At 66.7% G+C, this 21,401-nt stretch carries 20 protein-coding genes; 7 read left to right on the top strand and 13 right to left on the bottom strand.

Annotated features, from left to right (window positions below; all coding sequences use genetic code 11):
- Positions 1 to 27 precede the first annotated feature (27 nt).
- The 3 genes from SYV04_RS28960 to SYV04_RS28950 all read right to left on the bottom strand — a co-directional run bounded on the left by SYV04_RS28960 (position 28) and on the right by SYV04_RS28950 (position 2,945).
- Complete coding sequence (locus tag SYV04_RS28960; RefSeq protein ID WP_321549181.1) at positions 28 to 1,218, bottom strand: hypothetical protein; 1,191 nt, start codon at positions 1,216 to 1,218, stop codon at positions 28 to 30.
- 75 nt (positions 1,219 to 1,293) lie between these two features.
- On the bottom strand, positions 1,294 to 2,571 hold the full coding sequence (locus SYV04_RS28955; protein WP_321549180.1) for a JmjC domain-containing protein: 1,278 nt from the start codon (positions 2,569 to 2,571) through the stop codon (positions 1,294 to 1,296).
- Positions 2,572 to 2,777: 206 nt separating this feature from the next.
- The gene (locus SYV04_RS28950; protein ID WP_321549179.1) at positions 2,778 to 2,945 is read right to left on the bottom strand and encodes a hypothetical protein; all 168 of its coding nucleotides are present in this window, start codon (positions 2,943 to 2,945) and stop codon (positions 2,778 to 2,780) included.
- 264 nt (positions 2,946 to 3,209) lie between these two features.
- On the opposite strand from SYV04_RS28950, the gene SYV04_RS28945 reads away from it, so the two are divergent.
- Complete coding sequence (locus tag SYV04_RS28945) at positions 3,210 to 4,331, top strand: HEAT repeat domain-containing protein (RefSeq protein ID WP_321549178.1); 1,122 nt, start codon at positions 3,210 to 3,212, stop codon at positions 4,329 to 4,331.
- Positions 4,332 to 4,337: 6 nt separating this feature from the next.
- On the opposite strand, the gene SYV04_RS28940 is transcribed toward SYV04_RS28945, so the two are convergent.
- Positions 4,338 to 5,696, bottom strand: a complete 1,359-nt coding sequence (locus SYV04_RS28940; protein ID WP_321549177.1) for an MBL fold metallo-hydrolase — start codon at positions 5,694 to 5,696, stop codon at positions 4,338 to 4,340.
- Between the two features lie 228 nt (positions 5,697 to 5,924).
- Between SYV04_RS28940 and SYV04_RS28935 the strand changes: the two genes are divergently transcribed.
- From SYV04_RS28935 to SYV04_RS28910, 6 genes are read left to right on the top strand one after another with little or no spacing between them, the layout of a single operon-like run.
- The gene (locus SYV04_RS28935) at positions 5,925 to 7,193 is read left to right on the top strand and encodes a JmjC domain-containing protein (RefSeq protein ID WP_321549176.1); all 1,269 of its coding nucleotides are present in this window, start codon (positions 5,925 to 5,927) and stop codon (positions 7,191 to 7,193) included.
- A 14-nt stretch (positions 7,194 to 7,207) separates the two neighbouring features.
- Positions 7,208 to 8,557 (top strand): JmjC domain-containing protein, encoded by a 1,350-nt coding sequence (locus tag SYV04_RS28930; RefSeq protein ID WP_321549175.1) that lies wholly within the window; start codon positions 7,208 to 7,210, stop codon positions 8,555 to 8,557.
- A 4-nt stretch (positions 8,558 to 8,561) separates the two neighbouring features.
- Positions 8,562 to 9,992, top strand: coding sequence for a TfuA-like protein (locus SYV04_RS28925; protein ID WP_321549174.1), 1,431 nt, complete (start codon positions 8,562 to 8,564; stop codon positions 9,990 to 9,992).
- The gene (locus SYV04_RS28920; protein WP_321549173.1) at positions 9,989 to 11,140 is read left to right on the top strand and encodes a YcaO-like family protein; all 1,152 of its coding nucleotides are present in this window, start codon (positions 9,989 to 9,991) and stop codon (positions 11,138 to 11,140) included. The genes SYV04_RS28925 and SYV04_RS28920 overlap by 4 nt, the downstream gene beginning before the upstream one ends.
- Before the next feature lie 46 nt (positions 11,141 to 11,186).
- Positions 11,187 to 12,896 (top strand): glycosyltransferase family 4 protein, encoded by a 1,710-nt coding sequence (locus SYV04_RS28915; protein ID WP_321549172.1) that lies wholly within the window; start codon positions 11,187 to 11,189, stop codon positions 12,894 to 12,896.
- A complete protein-coding gene (locus tag SYV04_RS28910; protein WP_321549171.1) occupies positions 12,893 to 13,858 on the top strand; it encodes an ATP-grasp domain-containing protein in 966 nt (321 codons plus the stop codon). Before SYV04_RS28915 ends, SYV04_RS28910 begins: the two co-directional genes overlap by 4 nt.
- Positions 13,859 to 13,864: 6 nt before the next feature.
- Here the strand turns inward: SYV04_RS28910 and SYV04_RS28905 are convergent, their stop codons facing one another.
- The 9 genes from SYV04_RS28905 to rpsB form a co-directional block, all read right to left on the bottom strand.
- Positions 13,865 to 14,656 (bottom strand): class I SAM-dependent methyltransferase, encoded by a 792-nt coding sequence (locus SYV04_RS28905; RefSeq protein ID WP_321549170.1) that lies wholly within the window; start codon positions 14,654 to 14,656, stop codon positions 13,865 to 13,867.
- A gap of 40 nt (positions 14,657 to 14,696) precedes the next feature.
- Positions 14,697 to 14,969 (bottom strand): ubiquitin-like small modifier protein 1, encoded by a 273-nt coding sequence (locus tag SYV04_RS28900; RefSeq protein ID WP_321549169.1) that lies wholly within the window; start codon positions 14,967 to 14,969, stop codon positions 14,697 to 14,699.
- A 14-nt stretch (positions 14,970 to 14,983) separates the two neighbouring features.
- A complete protein-coding gene (locus tag SYV04_RS28895; protein WP_321549168.1) occupies positions 14,984 to 16,060 on the bottom strand; it encodes a polysaccharide pyruvyl transferase family protein in 1,077 nt (358 codons plus the stop codon).
- A gap of 9 nt (positions 16,061 to 16,069) precedes the next feature.
- On the bottom strand, positions 16,070 to 16,933 hold the full coding sequence (locus SYV04_RS28890; RefSeq protein ID WP_321549167.1) for a class I SAM-dependent methyltransferase: 864 nt from the start codon (positions 16,931 to 16,933) through the stop codon (positions 16,070 to 16,072).
- Positions 16,934 to 17,893 (bottom strand): response regulator, encoded by a 960-nt coding sequence (locus SYV04_RS28885; RefSeq protein ID WP_321549166.1) that lies wholly within the window; start codon positions 17,891 to 17,893, stop codon positions 16,934 to 16,936.
- Between the two features lie 22 nt (positions 17,894 to 17,915).
- Complete coding sequence (frr, locus tag SYV04_RS28880) at positions 17,916 to 18,476, bottom strand: ribosome recycling factor (protein ID WP_321549165.1); 561 nt, start codon at positions 18,474 to 18,476, stop codon at positions 17,916 to 17,918.
- 24 nt (positions 18,477 to 18,500) lie between these two features.
- A complete protein-coding gene (gene pyrH, locus SYV04_RS28875) occupies positions 18,501 to 19,250 on the bottom strand; it encodes a UMP kinase (protein ID WP_321549164.1) in 750 nt (249 codons plus the stop codon).
- Positions 19,251 to 19,453: 203 nt separating this feature from the next.
- Positions 19,454 to 20,107, bottom strand: coding sequence for a translation elongation factor Ts (gene tsf / locus SYV04_RS28870; protein ID WP_321549163.1), 654 nt, complete (start codon positions 20,105 to 20,107; stop codon positions 19,454 to 19,456).
- 151 nt (positions 20,108 to 20,258) lie between these two features.
- On the bottom strand, positions 20,259 to 21,239 hold the full coding sequence (gene rpsB, locus SYV04_RS28865) for a 30S ribosomal protein S2 (protein WP_321549340.1): 981 nt from the start codon (positions 21,237 to 21,239) through the stop codon (positions 20,259 to 20,261).
- Positions 21,240 to 21,401: the final 162 nt, after the last annotated feature.

The following is a 21,401-nucleotide window of genomic DNA, read 5'->3' as shown; positions in this document are numbered from 1 at the left end:
GCCGCTCCAGGAGCGAGGCCCCGCGCCTCAACGCAGGGGGCCGCTGTACTCCTTCGGCACGTACTCGAAAAAGACCGATGTCGAGGTGCAGCCAGCGGCCAGCCGATCCCGGAAGTGTGGAACCTTGATGCCCTCGAAGAAGACGCCGTCCCCGCGCCGCTGGAATACAGGCACCACGCCGCCCGAGCCTGGCTCCAGACAAAGCGGCCAGGGCGAGCGATCCGCACTCTCGGGCGTGTAATCGACCAGGAACGAGATGCTGTAGTGCGAGGGCTCCCGATCGAGGTGTCTCTCGAGCACCGCGCCAGGCCGATAGGTACGGAAGTACGTGTATGACGGCTTGATTTCCCTGCCGACGATCCTGCCCACCAGCCCCGAGAGCTGATGGTGCAGGTACCGGCAGACGCCCTCGTTGTGGGCGCCGTAGCACACCGTCTCTTCCTTCGTCAGCTCGGCGTGTCCCTCCGCGACGAACTCTCGAAGGTAGTGGCGCAGCGCCACGAGCTGCAGGGGGTGCAGCAGCCCCTCGACGTTCACGAAGCCATCCGAGGCGAAGCGTCGCCGCGCCTCATCACACGTCCGCTCCCACTCCTCCGCGCGGTGTGCCGCGAAGCCCCTCGTGACCAGGACGTTCGCGCGCCTCAAGAGCCGGCTCGTCTCGGCCGTCAGCGAGGAGGGCGGAGGCTCATCGGGCCGGAGCGATGCGACGATCGACTCGAGGTGCGCTGGAACACTGAAGACCGCCAGGATGCGCGTGCCGGGATCCTCCACCCAGAGTCGTCCACAGCCTGGCGCGAACCAGCTCTCCGGAGCCCCCCACGCGAACTGCTTCTCGAGCAACACCCGCTCTCGCAGGACGTCGGGCAGCGCTGTACCGGGCGGCTGGTACACGAGGACGGGTGCGCCGACGAGATCTCCCAGGTCCGCGTCCTCGTGCGAGGCGTGGCCCGCGCGCTCGCCGCTTTCGGGTTCGGTCAACCAGCAATGGAAGACCACTGGGCGGGAGACCTCGGCGGCGCCGATCAGCACCCCCAGGCGGGTGAGATCCGCCTCATGACGCGCGATGCAGTCCGCGTCGATCTCCCCCGACTGGACGATTTCCCGCACGGCCTCGAACAGCGAGGGGTTGTCGCTGTTGACGACCTTGATGCGCAGGTCCCGCCCTTTGATGGGCGAGGCGAGAAAGATCGACTGCCACTGCTCCCCGTCGCGTCTCACCGCGACCCGCATGTTTGGATTGAGTATCAGGGTTTGAGCTTCCATTGCCTGCAAGGGATCGTAGAGGGCCCCGACTCACTCTCGCAAGGAGGGCTCGGCAAGCGAGATGGCCCGACAGCGATACAGGTGCTCGAGCAGTGGGATCACCGCTTCCGACACCGGACGCCGCTGGCGCACGAAGGCGGAGACCGGAACCGGAAGGCCCTGGTTCAATCGCTTGAGCACGCGCACCACCACCGGCTGGAACGAAGTCGTCAGCGCCCGTCCGTTGGCCGAGAGCACGAGCTTGTCGCCCGCGCGCGCCCACAGGATGGGATACCTCTCATCCCCACGAACGACGTCCTCGTGCGAAATCGTCCGGGACGGTAGCAGCGACGGAATCGGCTGGAAGCCAAAACCCGTCTGCCGGCTCAGATCCGCGGCGAGCAGCCTGCACTCCAACTCTCCATCACGCATCGACTCACGCAGCATCTTGACCGCGGCCCGGAGCGACTTCGCGAGGGGCACGGGCTTACTCCCAGCAAGGGCGAGTTCGCTGCCTCGCTGCTGGACAGCGCTCGAGGGCGGCATCCGGGCGCTCAGCACGCCACGAACAGCGGAGGCAACGACCTCGGCGGGGGACATCATGGGAGTGGGGTTCGCCGCCGTTCCGCCACGGGTCCCCAGTGCGACGTTCAGTGTCAGCGAGAGGCCTTCGGACTCTCCGACGTGCCAGTGGCCCGCTGGCCAGTACACGAAGTCACCGGCTTCCGCGCGCGCGCTGGTCGACCGTGACAGGAGTGGCTGGTACGCGTGTCGGTGGCGCACGACCTCGGGGAGCTCAAGCGCCGTAGGCTCCCAGAAGCGCATGGTCTTGCGCCCTCGCAGCACGAACATCATCACGTCGACCTGGTCCTGATGGACGCCGAACGCCGTGGACTCGTAGTTCCCGAAGAAGATCCCCGCCTCCGCCACGTAGGGCGGAACACCGGTGGCTTGATAGAAGCCGTGCAGGAACTCACGAAGGCGGGACCAGAGCGCGAAGCTGTGCCCCTGGATCGCGTTCACGATGAGCCCGAACTTGCGCCCTTGCAGAAGGCGCTCCAGACGCTCGACGTAGGCGTCGAGCGAACCATCGGTACGAGCCGGCAGGTAGGAGGTGTCCGGCACGAGCGCATCGCCGATGTAGAACCGCACCAGACCCGAGGCAGAGCCCCCCTGAGAGGCCTCACTCGCCGCGACCAGCGCCGCGAAGAGCTCGTCGGGGGTCAACTGAAACGGAACCCGAGGCTGCTGCTGGTGCAGCGGTGACTCGAGCCAATGACGAGCGCTGAAACGGCGCCAGAATGCGCGCGAAGGCGCGGAACGGTTCATGGGGAGTGGATCGACTCGGGCGACCTGACGTCCTTCGCGCGGTCTACGAGTCTGGAGCCTTCAACCCGAACCAGCAGCGGACGCCTCTCGAAAAAACGCTGGCCCCGGTTCCGAGGCCAGCCAACTACCATTGCTCACGCTTCACGATATGCAGCGCGGAGCCCCTGGGGCGCCGCGCTCCTCACATCAGAAGGCGCGAGAAGGGCTTAGTAGCCCCAAACGACGTCGCCGCCAGTGTTGCTGGAGATGGGGATGGCGCCGCCGGAGACGTTGGCCAGGTCCGTGTCCTCGATGAACTCGAGGGCGAGGGGCTGCTTCTTGGCCTTGTCGTTGTTCTTGGTGGTGACCTTCTTCTGCTCGGACTTGTTCGCCATGATGTCTCTCCCTATTCGTCTTCGAAGGTGCTGCGCAACGTCAATTCAGATGAAGATGCCGCGCAATGCCAATTCGAACCGACACGCCGTGCACCGGCACTTGAATTGACGAGGCGCGGAGTCTCAAGGGAGCTGCCAGGCTTGTCAAGCCATTGATGCCCGCCATCCAGGGAAGGTGCGCTCTCTCCAATTCCGCTTCGCGACGCGCATTCCGCCCCGTTAGATTCGCGCGCTCCGAGCCTCTCCCGGTGGAGGGGAAAACCCATGAAATACCTCGTCCTCGCACTCGTCCTTCTCACCGCCTGCTCCGCTCCCGTTCGCCAGACCGTCGGAGCCCCCTCTGCCCAGACCGCTGCCGCGCCCGAGGCGGCCCCCTCCGCACAGAGCGCTGCGCCAGTCCCTCCCACGTCCACCTATGTGTTCGAGGGTGTGGAGGTGTTCGGCTCGCACAAGGTGCCCAAGGAGAAGCTGCTCGAGCTCATCGGTCTGCCCGCCCCGGGCACTCGCTTCGATCTCGAGAAGGGGGAATTCACCCCGTACCTCATCGAGAGCAAGCCCCGCCTCCTGGCCGCCTACAACTTCCCTTTCTGCCGGTACTCACTCGTCGCCTACCCGCCGACCCATACTTTCCGTGTGACCGTGGATCTGGTCGATCCCGGAGACGAGTGGCGCATGCGCTTCTCCCCCGAGCCGCAGGGCGACATCCCGGATCCAGAGGGCCTCCTCGCCGCATGGGGGGACTATCAGAAGACCTACTGGAAACTGAGCAGTGAAGGCGCGGTTCCCGAATACAGCAAGGGCAGCTGCCGTGCCATCAACTGTTACGGCGGCTTTGATCACTCCGAACTCGTGCCCCTGGAACAGCGCTTCATCGACGGAGTGCCTCGCAACGCCGAGGCGCTCACGCGCGTGCTGCGCGAGGACCGTGACAGCTCCAAGCGGATGACCGCGCTCATGCTCCTGCCCTACCTCCACTCGCGCGAGCAGCTGGTGCGGATCATCCTCCCGTCGGTGCGCGATTCCTTCGAGGGCGTGCGCAACGAGGCGCTTCGCCTGCTCGGTACGGCGCAGGCGGGCCAGAAGCGCGTCATCATCCCCCTCGAGCCCGTCCTGGAAGCGCTCTGGTATCCGCTCGTGACGGACCGCAACAAGGCGGCCTGGGCACTCGTTCGTATCGTGGAGACCGAGGGTGCCGCTCACCGCCAGCAGATCCTCGACAAGGCGGGCGCGATGCTCGTGGAGATGGCGGGCATGCAGCAGAAAACCGACGCCGAGCCCGCTCGCAAGGTGCTCACCATCCTGGCGGGGAAGGATCTCGGCGAAGATGCGGCGGCCTGGCGCCAGTGGGTCGAGCAGACGCGCGGCGCGGAGAAGGCCCGTCGGTAGAACGCCTCAGCGAAGAGAGGGCCGCTCCAACGACAGCTGCCCTCGCGAGAAACACGCCGCGTCCCCGGGGCTCCACTCGGGGACCTCGGTGGTGATGTTTCGGCGCTTCAGCTGCTCGCGCAGCAGTCCGTTGCAGGCGGCTTCAGAGGGCTCACCACTGCCCCAGCCGATGTCCGTGATCGGCTTGCCCACCCCCTGGAAACCGTTGGCATAGGCGAGAAAGTAGCGGGACCCGGCCGCGCCACAGGCCTCGGCGATCCCCTGGGTCCCGGCTGTCGTGTTCTTCAACTGCCCCCGCTGGTAGTCCTCGTGGAGGCCGCACAGCTGCGCCCATGGCAGCGCCGCCCAGATGTCACTCAGTCCTCCGAAGAAGGGGGACTGGAACTCTCGCTGGCACGCTAGGAGCACATCGACGGGGCCACGCCGCGCGAAGGAACTGGCCAGCACGTGCTCCATGCTCCCCGCGGGGTCGGTTCCGCCATCCACCAACAACACACACGAGAAGTCCTCCGTGGTGAAGCGGTAGCAGTTGCCCCAGTTGCGCAAGCCCGGCTTCAGGGCAGGCCCCTCTCGCGCGGGCTGCTCGCCATAGAAGGGCAGGATGTCGATCTCGATGTCCCCCACCTTCACCGTCTCTCCCCAGGCGGGCGCCAGCACGTTCTGGCCACACGCCCTGAGGGACGCCTCGAAATGCTGGGGGGAGAGGAGGCTGATGCGGGGCATGCGCGGCACCAGCACCGGAACGTCTGGCGTGGCCAGATGGGTCAGCAGCGAGGGAAGGTGCCAGTGGTCTCCGTGGCCGTGGGTGATGACCACGGCGTCCACGCCCTGGGAAGGAAGGTGGACCGGCGCCTCGCTCATGTAGGGCATGCGGCGATCCAGGCTGACCGGATCCACCAGAATGCTCGTCGTGCGCGATCGGAGCAGCAGGCTCGCGTGCTCGCGACGATAGATGCCGGGCTTGTCCGGCACGGGCCAGCGCACCTCGGGAGGAGGCGTGGGACGAAGCAGTTCGAGCGCGTCCTCCTCCTGGAAGGGCCACACCTCGCGCAGGCCCTGGACATCCTCCGTGTGGGTGGCCAGGCGAAGGAAGTGGGCAATGGCCGGGAGCACGTCCGCGGGCAGCTCGGAGTTCCACTTTGCTTCGGGCGCCTGGAAGTCCAATTGCCAGGGACCGGGCTCGGGGAACAGCGCGCTGTCATCGATGACCATCCCTCCGTCATCCACGCACTGGGGGCGAAGCACGGGACGCGTCACCCGGCCATTCATGCGCTCCAGCACCGCGCGGCACCCCCGCGGCTCGAACTTCGCCTGCAGCAGCCTGTGGAGCACGCCGCCCAGAAACCACGCCTCGAGCCGCGGCATGGCCGCCAGCTCCACGAAGAGTTTTGGAGGGAGCACCATGGCCGACAGGGGTGGCAGGTTTATCTACTGTCCCCGGCCACATCAACCGCTCTTCGCCCGCCTGCCGTGGAGACCTGACGGCCAGGCACGTGAGTTGGTCATTTACGCATGAGAGGCCCGACATATACGATGCGCCGCGCCAGTGCCTCGCGCGCGGCCTGGCCCGTTGAACAACCGAGAATGAGCACCATGACGTCAGCGCCGCCGATCGGCTGGAAGAACTTCATTGCGCGGTACTGGCGCAAGGCTCCAGTGCATTTCCCAGCGGCGTTCCGGCCGGGGCTTCTTTCGCCCGATGAGGGCTTCGAGATCTTCGCCACGGCGAGTCGGGCAACGGCGGAGAAGCCAGGCAGCCGCGTCCCGCTCCACTTCTTCACGGGCAAGGGCTTCAAGGAGTCGGACCCCAGGCCCTTTCTGCCGCTCGCGGACAAGTCCCTCGAGGCGTATACGCAGCGGCTGGCCACCCAGCTGCCCGGGCAGAACTTCGTGCTGGCGCTCAACCATGCCGAGGCCTGGAATGACTCGTTGTGGCTGCGGTGCCGTACCTTCCTGCAAGAGCTCTACGAAGGTGTCGGGATCCCGGAGAACACGGACCTGGTCTTCTGGCTGAGCCGGGCAGGCGTCAGTGGCTTCGGTGTCCACAATGATCCGTTCGATCACCTCATCTTCGTGCTCACGGGCCGCAAGCGGTTCCTGCTGTGGCCCACGGACATCATCCGCGCCCACCCCGAGGTGGTGAACGACACCACCTATCTGGGAATCCGAGACCAGAGTCTCATCGTCGATCTGGAGCCCGGGGACATGCTCTACATCCCCCAGGGCTACTACCACGTCGTGGAGGGCGACAACCAACCGTGCTTCCAGTTCAGCCTCGCCATCACCTCCGAGCGAATGCTCTGGCTCGACTGGTTCCGGGGCTCGATGTGGAGAGCGCAGGAGCCCCAGCTCCGCGAGGTGCCCGCGAGCATGACGATTCCGCTGATCCCCCCCCAAGGGGGTGAGGTGACAGCTCCCCTACCCGAGCACCTCGAGCAGCTGACCCATGCCTTCTCGGGCATCGGCTCCAGCATGAGGCTCCAGGTGGCCCGGGGCTGGCTGGCGCGGCTGACGAGCCTCGGGCTTGGTCCCCCGCAGGAGCGGGATACGCGCGCCATTACCGACGACGATACGCTCCAGGGCGACTCCGACAACCCCATCCTGCTATACGCCCTGGGCGACTCGCTGGTGGGGGCCGCGCGGGGGCACTCGTTCGTGACACGCGCGAGCGAGGGTGTCCAGGCGCTGGTGGAGCGCCTCAACAGTGGCCAGCGGTGGCGCGTCGGTGCGCTGCTCGATGAGCAGACGGCGACGTGGCACTGGTCCGCCTCCGACCGCGCCGAGGCCCATCAACTGCTCACGCAGCTCCATCGCGTGCGTGCATTGGAATTGGGGTCCCTGCTCCCAGGGGCCGTGGATTGACAGGAGTTCAAAAGATGGTGGCGCCGTTTCAGCTGAACTGGCCTGACTTCGTTGCTCGCTACTGGCGGAAGCAGCCCGTACACTTCCGCAAGCTCTTCCCGACAGAGTTCCTGGCCAAGCATGACGCGTTCCGGATCCTCTCGGCGGCGAGCAAGTCCGCCAACAAGCCTGGCGAGCAGGTCGCCCTGCGCTTCTTCGTCGACAAGTCCTACCGGGAGTTCGATGCCCGGGGCTTCCTGCCCTCCAATGATGCGTCGATCGAGGACTACACGCGCCGTGTGACGGAGGCGCTCAACGGGCGTGGCTTCGCGGTCGTGCTGAACAAGGCACATACCTGGGACATCGGGCTGTGGCGACAGGCGCGCGGCTTCGTCAAGGGGCTCTACTCGGAGATCGGCGTGCCGGAGAGCACCGACGCGGTCATCTGGTACAGCCGCACCGAGGTCACGGGATTCGGTGTCCATGAGGATCCCATCGACAACCTCCTGGTGATGCTCGATGGGCGCAAGCGCTTCCGGATGTGGGCGCCCGAAGTGCTGCAGCGCCACCCCCATCTGGTCGGGCATGCCGGCTACGAGTCCATCCTCGGGGAGGCCCAGACGTTCGATCTCGAGCCGGGCGACGTTCTCTACATCCCCCAGGGCTACTACCACGTCTCGGAGGCCGGCTCCGAGCCCGCCCTCCAGCTCAGCATCCTGATGGCGGTCCACAAGCACTACTGGATCGAGTCGATCCAGCGAGACGCCACGAAGCTGATCGACTCGCGGCTCAGCAAGGTCGAGAAGAGCCAGACGATCCCCTCCTTCCAGCCGGACAAGGCACGCCGCTCGCCGGAGATGCCCGAGAACCTCAACACCATGCTGGAGGCCTTCGAGAGCATTGGCACGGACCTGCGTCTGGCGGTCTCTCGCAAGTGGCTCGCCCGCTTGAGCGGCCTGGGGCTCGAGGCCGCGCCAAAGCAGGAGCCGCGTGAGCTCAAGGACACCGACACGGTCTGGGTCGATCCTTCCGAGCCGGTCCTGTTCCAGGTGCAGGAGGGGCAGCTGCTTGGCGCCATCTATGGGCACTCGTTCGCCGTCCAGGCGCACCCCAAGCTCGTCGAGCTGTTCCGCGATCTGAACAGCGGCCAGAAGTACAAGGTGCGTGAACTGATCAAGAAGCACAGCGGCGAGGCGACGGTCCGCAAGAAGCAGTACGCGCTGGATGCCGCGTTCATCCGGTCGATGCTCGGGCGGCTCTACTCGATGCGTGCCATCCAGGTCGAAGAGGCCGCCGCGCGGCCAGCCCGCTCATCCACGAAGCTGCCCGTGAAGCGGGCCACGAAGCCGTCCGCGAAGAAGCGCGTCCGGTCCGAGGCGCGCTAGGCCCGTGGCATCGGTCATCGTCTTCCTAGGCCCGTCCCTCAGCCAGGAACGGGCCCGAGCCATCCTGGACGCCGAGTACCGCCCGCCGGCGCGCAAGGGCGACATCTACCGGGTGCTGGCCTCCGGGGTGAAGACCATCGTCCTGATCGATGGAATCTTCCACAGCGGGCCCTCCATCTGGCAGCGGGAGCTGCTCGCCGCGCTGGACGAGGGCATCGAGGTATTCGGAGCCAGCAGCATGGGTGCGCTCCGCGCCGCGGAGCTCCACTCCTTCGGGATGGTGGGGTACGGCACCATCTTCGAGTGGTACCGCGATGGTCTCATCAACGCGGACGATGAAGTGGCGCTGCGCCACGCTCCCGAGGACATGGGGTATCGCGCGCTGTCGGAGCCGCTCGTCAACATCCGCTACACCCTGCGCCAGGCGGTGGCCGACGGAAAGCTCTCGGAAGATGAGTCGGAGCGACTCCTGACCTTCATGCGAGAGACGTACTACCCCGAGCGTTCGTACCGCCGCCTTCTCGAGTGCCCCTTGCTGCGCGACTGGCCCAAGCCGCGAGTGGCGGAGTGGAAGCAGTACCTGCGCGAGAACGCCGTGGACCTCAAGTCTCGCGACGCGAGTGGCGTCCTGCGGCACTGCGCCCAGCGGGAGCGGGTGGGCCGGTCTGGTTCGAGTGACCGGGTGGATCTGTGGCGCGAGGAGTTCCAGCGCGTGAGCCTGGGCTTCCGTCAGCTGGGAAGTGGCACCACGCCCGTCGCGGGGCACACCCTCTTCCGCGCGGCGCGCCAGTCCCAGGAACTCTGGGACGCCACGAGCCAGCGCGTGTTGCGCCAGTGGTTCATCCTCGACTGGGCGCGCCAGCGCGAGCTGACCTGCCCAGAGACCTCCGTGCGGGCCTTCGAGAGCCACTGGGCCCGCGCGAACGACGTCGTGGACGCGGGGACCTGGGCACGTGCCCACGGGTTGACGCGCCAGGAGCACACGGCCTTGCTCGCCGAGCGCGCCCTGCTGTCCTGGCTGCTCGAGTCGGGCCCCGGAGCATTCGGACTGGAATGGGATCGAGATGCCGTGGCCCGACTCGAAGCGCACCTGTCCCGAGAGCGGCCCCCGCGGACCTCCGAGGCCGAGGAGCGGGCTTTCATCGTGGCCTGGGCTCGCGAGAGCGGCGTGCGGTGTCCCCCCGCTGAACGCGACGCCCTCTTCGCATCGTGGGGGCTGGGCTCCGCCACCAGCCAGGTGGATGCCGCCCGCTCACTCGAGCTCGCACCGGAGCGACTCCTCCGCGTCCTCGAGGAGCGGGCACTCGCGGAGTGGGTCATCGCGCAGGGCCCTACCCGGTTCGGACGCGCGCATGATCTCGAGGTCGCCGTCGTCCAGGAGCTCCAGCTGTCGGGACGCACCGCCAGCCTCCTGACCCCTGGGCAGCCGTCATGAGTCTCGAACTTCCCAAGGCCTACATGCGCGGGACGCATCGGGTCGTCTCTCCAGAGACGACCCTCGAGCGAATCCGACCGCATCTGCGCTCCTTCGGCATCACCCGCTGCGCGGACATCACCGGACTCGACTGCACCGGCATCCCGGTCTACGTCGCGATCCGTCCGCAAGGGCGCGTGCTGCAGACCTCCAACGGCAAGGGGCTTCGCCACGTCGATGCCCAGGTGTCGGCGCTGATGGAGTCGATCGAGCACTGGCACGCCGAGAACCCTGCGGTGCCCTTTCATCGCGCCTCGCTTGGGCAGTTACGCCGAGATGGCGCCCGTATCGTCTCACCGGAGAGCCTCGAGGGCTTCTGGTCCTCGGCGTACTTCACGGAGGACCAGGTGCTCGACTGGGTCCAGGGCGAGGACCTGCACTCCGGAGAGGCGCTCTGGCTCCCAGCGTTCACCGCTTACTACTACCGGCACCAGCATCACCGGTACTCGTTCAACGGTCTGGCCAGCGGCAACCACCTCACCGAGGCGACGCTCCACAGCCTGTATGAGTTGATCGAGCGAGACACCCTCTCACGCCTCTCCGAAGGCAATCGGATCCACCTGGGCCGGTGCGATGTCATCGACCTCGACACCGTCACCGACGAAGTGGTCGGCGTGCTCCGGGAGCAGGTCGAGCGCTCCGAGCTCCGGCTCGTGCTGCTGCGAGCACCGAGCGAGCTGCCCACGCATACGTTCATGGCTGTCCTGCTGGACTCCTCGCCCTTCAGCCACGCCTCGACGGTGAACCTGGGCTACGGCGCCCACCTGAGTCCCTCGGTGGCCGCGACACGGGCGATCACCGAGGCCGCCCAATCGCGGCTCACCTTCATCCACGGCTCCCGGGACGACCTCTCGGAGGCGGCCTACCAAGGTGGCGGCAGCCACCAGCGGCTGTACTCGTTCTTCTCGCAGCTCACTCCTGACACGAGCTGGGATGAGCTGGAGGAACGCTCGAGCCACGATCTGACCCGCGACTACCAGCATGTCCTCGAGAGCCTCCAGCAGGGTGGCTTCCAGGGCGCATATCGGGTGAACCTGAGCCAGCGGCTCGCGGAGGTCGTGGTCGTGAAGGTCATGGTTCCGGGAGCACGACTCACGATCTCGATCTGATATATGCCGCGCGGATAACCGCGCCCTGTCGCTGACCGGAGAGCCCGTGGCAAGAAAGTCCCCGGCCGAGAAAGCGGCCCAAGCACCGGTGTTGGGCATGTTCTTCGACGCCCAGCGGTCTCCCGCCGACGCCCTCGTCGGGGGAATGCACGTCGCGATCGAGGACTTCGTGACCGCGACGCTCGCGCATGGCGAGTCCCGGCCGCGGTTCTTCTCGTCGCCAGGCAACGTCGAGACCACCCGTGCCGAGGTGCAACACCTGCTGCGGCGCTGGCACCGCCCCGCTGACGTCGCGACGGTGGACGGTTACGGCACGCTGCTGAGCGGCCTCGATGGACAAGGCATCACGCACTGGCACGACATCACAGGCGAGGCCGAGCGTCCGTTCGCGCTCCGCCAGATGCATGCCCGGACGCCCTACCCCATCACGATCACGCCGCATGTCATCAGCCGTCGGCACCTGCGCCACTCGTGGTTCCTCCAGCTGCTGCTGCTCGACGTCCGGCCTTGTGACTCCGTCGTGTGCATCTCTCCCACTACGCGCGATGCACTGGCCGCCCTCATGGGCCAGGTCGAGGAGTCCTTCAACCGGGCCCACGGCACCCAGCTGAAGTACCGCGGACGCTTCGACGTCATCCCGCTCGGAGTCGATGAACTCCTGTTCCGGGAGCGTGACCAATCCGACGTCCGCCACCAGTTGGGTCTCCCGCGCGATGCCTTCATCCTGCTGTGGGCGGGCCGCGTCGCGCCCGACAGCAAGGCGGACCTCCTGCCGCTGCTGCGCGTCTTCCGCCAGCTCGTCGCGGACAACCCCCGGCAGAATCCCCTACTCGTGCTCGCGGGCTCTGGTACGGACTCCCATCTGCGGACGATCCGAGAGCACGCGGCACAGCAGGGCATCGGTGACCGGGTGATGGTCATGTCCGAGCTGCACAAGGCACGACGACACCTGTACTACTCCGCGGCGGACGTGTTCGTGTCGCCGATCGACAACGTCCACGAGACGTTCGGCTTGACGCCCCTCGAGGCCATGGCCTGTGGCATTCCCGCCGTCGTCTCCGATTGGGATGGCTATCGCAGCACCGTCATCGACGGGGAGACCGGATTCCGGATACCGACCTCCTGGATGCGCTGCGATGCCGATGTCTCCGCGCTCGGGTCGCTGCTGGACTTCCCCACGGATCTGGTGGCCCACCTCACGCTCGCGCAGTCGGTCGCCATCGACCTGACGGTCCTGCGCGAACGCCTCCAGTCCTTGATGAGCAACGAGACGCTCCGGCGCCAGATGGGGCAACGCGCCCGGCAGCACGTGGTGGCGTCGTTCTCGTGGAAGCAGATCATCGCCCGGTACGAGGCGCTCTGGAGGGAACTCTGCGCCACGACGACCCGGTTGAAGCGACGAGCCCCCCGCGCCCTGCCGCACACTGCGCCTCGGTACTTCGACGCCTTCCAGGGCTTCGCCACCGAGATACTCACAGGCCGCAGCAAGCTCGTGCTCGGCGAGCCCGGCCGGGAACTGCTGACGGGGGTTGGACAGCTCGCGCCCCGCTACGTGGGGTCCGAACCGCTCCATCGCGGCACCGTGGAGCAGATCCTCAAGGCGCTCGCTCACGGAAAGGGGGCGCCTGTGAGCATCAGCTCGGTCATGCGCACGCTGGCGGCGAGCCGGACAGCGTTGTCTGGCGACCGGGGCCGTCGCCACCTCATGTGGCTCCTCAAGTACGGCTACATCGAGCGGGCCAGAGAGAAGAAATGATCCTGCTGATCGCCGATCCGGATGACCGGCATGCCGATGCCCTGGAGACCGCGTTGCGGAAGAAGGGCACCGAGACGTTCCGCTTCCATCCCGAGGATCTGCCGCTCACCGCGACCGTCACGCTCCATCCCGGGTCGCCACACGTCCCAGGGTTGCTCCAGAGCGAGCAGGGCATGCTCTCCCTGGAGAGGGTCCGCACGGTCTGGATGAGGACCTATCGGGGCTTCTCGCTCCCGCCAGAGTGGAGCCCCGTCGCGAAGCAATATGCCCAGGCGGAATGCACCGAGACCGTCTCCGGGCTCTATCTGCACCTGCGAGAGCGATTCTGGGTCAACCCGCCCTGGCGACTCCGCCATGGCGCCGACAACCGGGCACTTCAACTCCGCGCGGCCCAGGAGAGCGGGCTCGAGATTCCGCCCACCCTCGTCACGACCGACCCACATGCCGCGCTCGAATTCTTCCGCGAGTGCCAGGGGCAGGTACTGCGCCTGCGGATGAAGCTGTCGCCGCCTGCCAGTGCCCGAGCGGCGGCCCCAGAGAAAGCGCTCACTCTAGAGAGCCTTCAGGATGCCGAACTCTTCCGGCGAGCCCCGGTCATGCTCCAACAGACCACGCCCGGGGTGACGAAGGTGCGTGTGGCCGTCATCGGGTGCCGCCTCTTCGCGGCGGCGCTGCCCGCGCGACCGACCGGGAAACCACGCGCCGCGCGAGCCTCCAAGCTTCAGCCCCACACCCTTCCAGAGCCCCTGGGGACAGCCTGTCTCGCAGTCGTGCGCAGACTGGGCCTGGCCTCGGCGATCCTCGAACTCGGCCTGACGGATGGGGACCGCTATGTGTTCCTCGGCATCGACGCACGGGGCGACTGGCTCCCGCTGGAGCGCGAGGCCCGCCTTCCAGTGCTGGATGCCCTTGCCGAGATGCTCAGACAGGGCAAGACCGACTTCGAGTGGGCAGGCGGATGACTCCGCTCAAGGCCGGCGCATTCGCCAGAGGTGATAGCTCCTCTCGCGCTGCGTATAGCCGGCATACCGCTCGATGGTGATCCGATTGAGGAGGCGGACGACAGCCTCCTCGTTCCCAAGCTTCGGATCGATCATCTGGAAGAACAGCCGGTGCAGGTGGTAGCTGCCGAGATAGATGCCCCGCGCGACATCATCGGTGATGTCGGCGGACCGCACCCGCTCCAGCCCCGCGGACCTCATCCAGCGCTGGTTCCGGGCGACCTCTCCAGGCGCGACGATGTCCGCGTAGCAGAAGACACCGCCGGGCCGGAGCACCCGGGCGACCTCGCGATAGAACCCAGCGAGGTCGGGGTAGTAGTGCGCTGACTCGACGTTCAGGACGACATCGATGCTTGCATCATCGAACGGCAGCGCCTGCGCATCCCCACGGATGAACCGGAGATTGCGGGCGCGGTGGGCCTGCCGGCAGAAATCGATGTTCCCCTGGGACTGGTCGAGTCCGTAGACCTTCTTGGGCTTCGCGTAGCGGACAAGGTAGGAGCACGGCCCGCCACGGCCGCAGCCCACGTCGAGGACGACCTTGCCCGTGAGGTCGACTCCCTCCAGCGTCTGCCGGATCAAATTGACGGAATACCGGAAGGCGAAGTCCAGCTTGGACTTCAACCAGCTGAAGTCTTCGCCCTGGGAGCTTGCATACCCGTGATTCATGAAGACGAAGCGCGGATCCGGGATGCGCTCGGCAAGCTCGTCATACACGCTGGACGTAGCCGGGACCGGGGATGGCTGTGCCGTGCTCATGGTCCGCCTATATCACGCACCTGGCGCTGCGCTGCCCGGCCTATCCACCCGCGATGGCGGGGATGAGAGTGATGCGGTCCCCCTCCTTCACTGGCGTGGATAGTTCCTGGAGGAACCGGATGTCTTCCTCGTTATGGAAGATGTTCACGTAGCGCCGCACACTTCCTTTGTCATCGAGCAGGCGCGGGCCGATTCCGGGGTAGCGACGCTCCAGATCCTGGAGCACTTCGCCCACCGTGGCGCCCTGGGCGGACACTTCACTCTGGTTCTGGGTGTAGCCGCGAAGTGGGGTCGGGATACGGACATGGGCCATGTTCAATCGCTCCTTCATCGGGCCCTGGCGGCCTCGAGTTCACGGGTCAGGCGTTCGATCGTCCTGGCCTGCTCCTGAACTTCGTTTCGAGCCTTCTCGAGCTCGGCAGAGGTCACCTCACGGAGCTTGCGCAGCTCCGTGTAGAAGGCCCAGAGGGTGTTGTAGCGGGCGAGCAGGGAGCCCCCATCCGAGAGCGCCTCTGGGGTGATTCGCTCGGAGGACACATCGGAGATGAACTGTTCGACCCTGGAGGTCAGCTCGTTGCGGAGCTTCAGGTAGTCCAGGTCATTGGGCTCGGGGTTCTGGAGATCGAAGGGAAACCCCTTCCCTTCCAGGAACGCCTCGGGAGAGCTGTGCCGAAGCAGCTGATGGAGCCCAGCGAACCGGGTCTGGTCCGGGCTCTGGTCGAGCAGGAGGACCGGGGTCTCGAAGGCGAGGCAAGGCAAGGCACAGTGCAGCCGCGTCGTCACCACGCAGTGCGCGCGTTGATAGGCGTCCAGGAGGCGCTCGGCCTTGGTGAACCGCTCGGACACGTCAGCGGTCACAGTGTCATCGTGGGTGAGCGTGAGGATCGGTCGGTCCGTTCTCTTCCGGAGCGCTTCGACGATCTCAGCGGGCAGATCCACGGCCGCGATGAAGTCCTCGCGCACGGCCTCCGGCTTGCGCTTCAAGGTGAGCGTCAGGCACCCGGAAAAATACGCGGGCACCTCCGCCTTCTTCAGGAGCTGGAGCGTATGGAGGTCCCGAGCTCCCACGGGCCCCCACTTCTCGAGGTACTCGCGAGCGCTGGGGTGCAGGAAGAACTGCTCGGCTGAAATTCCCGCCGGCCCCCACCCTCGGAAGGAGGAGAGGTGCATGGAGACGGGCAGCGGGATGATGCTCTCGACCGGTGGCCAGTTCTCAGCGCGGTGGGCGAACCAGCCGTTGAGGATCAACGCGACGGGCTGCTCGTCCCCGGGCACGAAGTCGGCGAGGAAGTCACGGTCGATGAAGTGGTCCACGCGCGGAAGGAACTGACGAGCGGCAAGGCTCTGGATCTCGTCCCCCAGATTGCGGGTGTTTCGATAGCAGGACAGACCGAACTTGATCACGAGCGTTCTTTACGCTGTCTCCGAGGCCCCGTCACGCGTGCAGGAGAGGAGCACTTCCGTGAAGGTAGGCAGGCGCTTGAGCTCCACCGCGCGCTCCATCCGCCAGCCCGTCTGCCGCAGCAACACGTCGAGCTCGTCGGGGGTGAAGTCATTGACCCAGGTGAGCTTGCGCCGGTAGGCGATGGAGGCACCCTTGCGGCAACAGTACGACATGACGAGCCGCGGCGCGGCGGCCCCGATGCGGGTCAGCACGGCCGCTGGCTCCTGGATGTATTCCAGCACGCCCAGCATCGTCACCACGTCCCAGCGACCCGGTGGAAACTGCCCCGCATTGAGGTCCGCGACGATGCAGTCTTCGCTGCGCTGGACGAAGTCCGAGGGCGTGTAGCGACACGCGGGATGCAGGAGCCGCCGCACGGCCATGCCCCCAGCCCCGATATCGAGCACGCTCGAGCCTGGGGACACCATGTCCGCAGCGAGCTGGGCGCGCTCGGTCCAGCGCCCCTGCACGCTGGCCGGGTCTGCCCACAAGGCGGCATGGTCCTGGGTGGCTTCCCTGGCGCGTCGCTGCACGACCAACGACTCTCCTGCCTCCAGCACCCGAAACTCAGGATGCGCGACGACCCAGGCATCCAAGAAGGCTCGGCGGCTGTCGAGGGAGTTGTAGTCGGCGAAGAAGATCATCCCACCCGGGCTGACCCGGTGGACGAGCCGCTCCAGGTCCCCCTGGATGGACTCGAGCCGGTCGCAGTCGATACACGCGAGCGCCACTGGCTCATCGAAGGAGAGCGTGTCCTGGTCGACGCGCAGGCCGGGGATGCCAAGGTCTTCTACGGTTCTAGCCAGATGTTCGATGGTGCTCTTCACCGACATCTAGCTCCCCGTCCCCTGCTGATCCGGGTTGGCGCGCTCGGAGAACTCGATCCGGTCCCCACCCGCCGCCTGCGCCTTGCGCAGCGCCTCGCTGGCGTCCTTCATCAGGTTGCCGAAGCTCACCTGCGTCTGGCCTCGCACCGGCGAGGGCTCGAAGACCGACAACCCGATGGACACCGAGATGTTCGGCAGGGGCGCCAGCGTCTTCACCCGCATCCGCAGCCGCTCGGCCACCACCAGCGCGCCCGTCCTCGGCGTGTGCGGCAGGAAGGCCACGAAGCGCCCATCCGCCGTGGGGACGATGACGTCGATGTCTCTCACCCCGCCCGAGAGCAGCCCCAGCATCTCCGCCAGCATCGCGGTGCGCTGCGTGGTGCTCAGGCTCGCGGTGCGCTCGGTCAGGTGGTCCAGCTCCAGCAGCACCAGGGCGATGGGGTAGCGGTAGCGCCGGCTGCGCTTGACCTCCATCAGCAGCAGGCGCTTGAGGAACTCGAAGTCCGGAGAGCCGGGCGCATCCAGCCGCCCCTTGCGGACCTCCGCCTCGCTGGCGGCGCTGTCCTCGGAGGCGGCCGCCTCGGCGTCCTTCGCGGCGGCCCGGGCCTCGGAGAGTTGCACCAGCAGCCCCACGCACGTCACCACCGTGGTGCGCTTGAGCGGCCCCACCAGACAGGCGTCCGCGCCTACCGCGGCCGCCCGGGCCTCTGGGTGCTCCTCCTCGGGCATGTAGAGCAGGAGCACCGGAACCCCCGGCGCCTCCTGCTTCACCTCCCGGCACAGCGCCTCGCCATCCAGCGGCCCCGAGAACGAGGCCAGCAGCACCGTGGGCGGACTGCCGCGCACCTCGCGCAGCGCCTCGCCCGCGGTGGCGACGACGATGACCTCATACCCCGCGCTCTCGAGAAACCTGCGCAGGGCCGTGGAGACCGGGACAGAGGGCTCGGCGATGAGGGCGGCACGCATGAGGAGGTATTAAACCTCCAAATCAGACCGACATGACCTCCTTTTCCTTGGCGGCGATGATCTTGTCGACCTCGGCCACGCCCGCGTCGGTCTCCTTCTGCACCTTCTCCTGCAGCCGCTTGTTGTCGTCCTCGGTGATCTTCTTGTCCTTCAGGCTCACCTTGAGGGCTTCGTTGGCATCGCGGCGGATGTTGCGGATGGCGACCTTGTGCTCCTCGCCCTTGTTCTTCACCTGCTTGGCGATCTCCTTGCGGCGCTCCTCCGTCAGCGGAGGGAACGGCAGGCGGATCATCTCGCCGTCGTTCATCGGGTTGAGCCCGAGGTTCGCCTCGCGGATGGCCTTTTCGACCTCCTTCAGCACGCTCTTGTCCCACGGCTTGATGGTGATGAGCCGGGGCTCGGGCGACTGCACGCTGGCCACGCCGTTGAGCGGGGTAGGAGTCCCGTAGAAGTCCACCCGGATGCCGTCCAGCAGGCTGGTGCTGGCGCGACCGGTGCGCACCTTCGTCAGGTCCTTGCGCAAGTCATCGAGCGTCTTGTCGATACGGGACTTCAACTGCGTGACGACTTCGTCATTCGCCATTGTGAGCTCCTAGGAAGGAAGAGTTCAGGCCCAGACCGTCTCGGATGCACCCACCACTGTACCGATATCGCCGGCGCCCAGCACGGCCCGACCGATATTGCCGCGCACCGTCAGGTCGAACACCACGATGGGCAGCTTGTTGTCCATGCACAGCGAGATGGCCGTGGAGTCCATCACGTTCAGGTTCTGCTTCAGCACGTCCATGTACGTCAGCGAGCGGTAGCGCCGCGCCGTGGCATCTTTCTTCGGATCCGCGTTGTAGATGCCATCCACCTTTGTGGCCTTGAGGATGATCTCCGCGTTGATCTCCATGGCGCGCAGGGACGCGGCGGTGTCCGTGGTGAAGTACGGGTTGCCGGTGCCCGCGGCGAAAATCACGACGCGCCCCTTCTCCAGGTGGCGCACGGCGCGCCGGCGGATGTAGGGCTCGGCGATCTGCTCCATCTTGATGGCCGACAGCACTCGGGTATGCACGCCCTGCTTCTCCAGCGCGTCCTGCATGGCCATGGAGTTGATGCAGGTGGCGAGCATGCCCATGTAGTCGGCGCTCGCGCGATCCATGCCCTCGGTGGAGCCGGCCACGCCGCGGAAGATGTTGCCTCCGCCAATGACGACGGCCAGCTCGACGCCCGCCTCCACCACCTCCTTCATCTCGCTGGCGATGCGGGTGAGCGTGGGCGGGTGGATGCCATACTTGCCATCGCCCATCAGGGCCTCGCCCGAGAGCTTGAGGAGGATGCGCTTGTAGCGGAGGGAGCGGGTCGGTTCGGACATGCGGCCCCGCTTCTATCCCCCACCCCGGCCTCAAGCAACGTTCGCGTCTACACGGTGTCTACAGATCGTCTACCGCGAACTTTCCTCCCCGGGCTTCAGGCAAGCCCCGGAAAAAGCGAAGGGCCGTGGCCCCGAGCCCTCTCGGACTCAGCAGCACACGGCCCCATGCCTGGCCCGCCGGGTGGCGGCGTGCCCTCGACGGCTTAAGCCTGGCCCAGCGTCTTGGCGACCTCGGCGGCCAGATCATCCTTCTTCTTCTCGATGCCCTCGCCCACCACGAAGCGCGCGAAGCGGCGGATGGAGACCTTCTCGCCGATCTTCGCGGCGCGCTCGGTCACCATCTCGTGGATGCGCTTCTTGTCGTCCTTCACCCAGTACTGGTCCACGAGGCAGACCGTCTCGTAGTACTTCTCCAGCTTGCCCACGAGGATCTTGTCCCACATGGCCTCGGGCTTCTTCTGCTCCTTGAGCTGGGCGCGCTGGATCTCCTTCTCCTTCTCCAGCGCGTCGGCGGGGATCTCCTCGCGGCGCACGTACAGCGGGGTGGTCGCCGCCACGTGCATGGCGATGTCCTTGGCCAGGGCCTGGAAGTCCTCGTTGCGAGCCACGAAGTCCGTCTCGCAGTTGACCTCCACCATCACGCCGATGCGGCCGCTGTGGACGTAGGTGGCGATGATGCCCTCGGCAGCGACACGGCCTTCCTTCTTGCCCGCCGCGCTGATGCCCTTCTTGCGCAGCCACTCCTCGGCCTTGGCGAAGTCGCCACCGGTCTCGGCCAGCGCCTTCTTGCAGTCCATCATGCCCGCGCCGGTCTTCTCGCGCAGGTCCTTCACCATCGTGGCGGTAACTTCAGCCATGTTCTTCTCCAGGCCCCGTCTGCCTGGCGCCATGCGCCGGTCGGGGAATTGAGGTCAGGTACTTCGGTGGGAAAACGGAAAAAGGCCGGGCGGTGAGAGCCCCACCACCCGGCCGGACTTCGGTGCTGGTACGAGAGACGCTCGGGCCTGCTTAGGCCTGAGTCTCCTCGCCACCCTCGCCGCCCTCGCCACCCTCTGCGGACGGCTCGGAGGCCGGCGCGCCCTTCATCTCCACGAGGGGCCCACGGCGCTCGCCGCCACGGTCCCCACCACCGCCACGACGGTCACCGCGGTCGCGGTCGCCACGGCGCGGGCCCCGGCGGTCGTCACGGTCCCGGCGGTCATCACGGCCGCCGCCCTCACGCTCCTCCTGCTCGTCGCGGTCCGCGGCGCCCGAGGCGCGGTAGCGGGCGGCGCCCTCGAGGCACGCGTCGGCGATCTTGCCCGTGAAGAGCTTGATCGAGCGGATGGCGTCGTCGTTGCCCGGGATGACGAAGTCGATGCCGTCCGGGTCGCAGTTGGTGTCCACCACGCCGATGACCGGGATGCCCAGGCGCGTGGCCTCGTGGATGGCGATGTGCTCCTTCTTCGGGTCGATGACGAACACGCAGCGCGGCAGCTTCGTCATCTCCTTCACGCCACCCAGGTTCTTCTCCAGCTTCTCGCGCTCGCGCTCCAGCGAGGCGACTTCCTTCTTCGGCAGACGCTCGAAGGTGCCGTCCTCGGCCATCTTCTCCAGCGTCTTGAGGCGATCGATGCCCTGCTTGATCGTCTTGAAGTTGGTCAGCGTGCCACCCAGCCAGCGGCTGGTGACGAAGAACTGACCGGCGCGCGCGGCCTCCTCGCGGATGACGTCCTGGGCCTGCTTCTTGGTGCCCACGAAGAGCACCGAGCCGCCGCGCGAGGTGATGTCCGCCACGAAGCGGAACGCCGAGCGGGCCATCACCACCGTCTTCTGCAGGTCGATGATGTAGATGCCGTTACGGGCGCCGAAGATGTAGGGCTTCATCTTCGGGTTCCAGCGCTTGGTCTGGTGGCCGAAGTGAACGCCGGCCTCCAGCAGCTGCTTCATGGTGATACCGGTGGCGGCGGCCATGGCCTGCGCCTGCGTCTGATTGTCCTGCGTCTCCATCGACATGTTTGCTTCTCCGGTTGTATCCGCCACGCCCGCTGACAACATCGGCCGTCCGCCCCCGGGAGAATCCTCGGGAGCACCGGATGCCGACACGGGCGTGTGTGAAGTGGTACTGCGTCCTGCCTCCCCCAGCTTTGGGCCAAGGGCGGGCGGTTCCTA

It is taken from the genome of Hyalangium ruber, assembly GCF_034259325.1.
GTDB classification, from domain to species: Bacteria; Myxococcota; Myxococcia; order Myxococcales; family Myxococcaceae; genus Hyalangium_A; species Hyalangium_A rubrum.
Note: the sequence above shows the minus strand (reverse complement) of the source record. Positions and strands in the feature narration are given on the sequence as shown.

Excerpts from the sequence above, each read along its gene's own strand:
- SYV04_RS28910 (WP_321549171.1), top strand. The coding sequence starts at position 12,893 with ATGATCCTGCTGATCGCCGATCCGGATGACCGGCATGCCGATGCCCTG.
- SYV04_RS28885 (WP_321549166.1), bottom strand. The coding sequence starts at position 17,893 with ATGCGTGCCGCCCTCATCGCCGAGCCCTCTGTCCCGGTCTCCACGGCC.
- SYV04_RS28930 (WP_321549175.1), top strand. The coding sequence starts at position 7,208 with ATGGTGGCGCCGTTTCAGCTGAACTGGCCTGACTTCGTTGCTCGCTAC.
- SYV04_RS28950 (WP_321549179.1), bottom strand. The coding sequence starts at position 2,945 with ATGGCGAACAAGTCCGAGCAGAAGAAGGTCACCACCAAGAACAACGAC.
- tsf (WP_321549163.1), bottom strand. The coding sequence starts at position 20,107 with ATGGCTGAAGTTACCGCCACGATGGTGAAGGACCTGCGCGAGAAGACC.
- rpsB (WP_321549340.1), bottom strand. The coding sequence starts at position 21,239 with ATGGAGACGCAGGACAATCAGACGCAGGCGCAGGCCATGGCCGCCGCC.
- pyrH (WP_321549164.1), bottom strand. The coding sequence starts at position 19,250 with ATGTCCGAACCGACCCGCTCCCTCCGCTACAAGCGCATCCTCCTCAAG.
- SYV04_RS28905 (WP_321549170.1), bottom strand. The coding sequence starts at position 14,656 with ATGAGCACGGCACAGCCATCCCCGGTCCCGGCTACGTCCAGCGTGTAT.
- SYV04_RS28890 (WP_321549167.1), bottom strand. The coding sequence starts at position 16,933 with ATGTCGGTGAAGAGCACCATCGAACATCTGGCTAGAACCGTAGAAGAC.
- SYV04_RS28935 (WP_321549176.1), top strand. The coding sequence starts at position 5,925 with ATGACGTCAGCGCCGCCGATCGGCTGGAAGAACTTCATTGCGCGGTAC.
- SYV04_RS28955 (WP_321549180.1), bottom strand. The coding sequence starts at position 2,571 with ATGAACCGTTCCGCGCCTTCGCGCGCATTCTGGCGCCGTTTCAGCGCT.
- SYV04_RS28945 (WP_321549178.1), top strand. The coding sequence starts at position 3,210 with ATGAAATACCTCGTCCTCGCACTCGTCCTTCTCACCGCCTGCTCCGCT.
- frr (WP_321549165.1), bottom strand. The coding sequence starts at position 18,476 with ATGGCGAATGACGAAGTCGTCACGCAGTTGAAGTCCCGTATCGACAAG.
- SYV04_RS28900 (WP_321549169.1), bottom strand. The coding sequence starts at position 14,969 with ATGGCCCATGTCCGTATCCCGACCCCACTTCGCGGCTACACCCAGAAC.
- SYV04_RS28940 (WP_321549177.1), bottom strand. The coding sequence starts at position 5,696 with ATGCCGCGGCTCGAGGCGTGGTTTCTGGGCGGCGTGCTCCACAGGCTG.
- SYV04_RS28920 (WP_321549173.1), top strand. The coding sequence starts at position 9,989 with ATGAGTCTCGAACTTCCCAAGGCCTACATGCGCGGGACGCATCGGGTC.